Origin of the sequence: Xanthomonas sp. SHU 199, assembly GCF_000364665.1 — a bacterium.
GTDB lineage: Bacteria > Pseudomonadota > Gammaproteobacteria > Xanthomonadales > Xanthomonadaceae > Xanthomonas_A > Xanthomonas_A sontii.
Map to the genome: position 1 here is coordinate 1 of NZ_AQOI01000697.1, position 520 is coordinate 520.

Here is a 520-nt window from a genome sequence, read left to right on the forward strand (position 1 = left end):
GCGGCGCAGGCACTGTCGCAGCCGAATCCGCAGGCGGCCGCGCAGGTGCGCACGCAGTTGCAGGCGCAGGCGCGCGATCTCGGTGCGCCCGGCACCGATCCGGTGTACGGCGCCGGGCTGCTCGGCGCGGACCTGCCGCTGCAGCGCGCGCCGGGCGGCTGAACGCATTCTGTCTGCGTCCCGCCTGCACGGGATGTTCTGCGTCGCTCGATTCGTAGGGAGATATGAGAGCCGCAGATGGCCTGCGGCGACACGAGGAGAATGCGATGAACGGCAAGACTCTGTTGGCGAGCGCGGTGCTGGTGGCGTCGGTGGCGCTGATCCCGGGCGTGGCCGGCGCGCAGTTGCTGGGCGGTGCGGGCAGCGTGGGCGGTGCGGTCAACGGCACCCTGGGCGGCCTGGGGGGCGGCAGCCTCGGTGGCAACGGCATGGGCGCAGGCCGCCTGGACGCCGGGGTTCCGCTGGATCGCGCCCGCAGCGGCATCGAGCAGTCGTCGCAGCGTGCGCGGATGGCGGCGCA

The 520-nt window shown here is 73.7% G+C and carries 1 pseudogene; it reads left to right on the forward strand.

The features are described 5' to 3' along the window. Positions 1–266: 266 nt before the first annotated feature. Positions 267–520 (forward strand): annotated as a pseudogene (locus D183_RS0119890) (hypothetical protein); the annotation flags it as partial.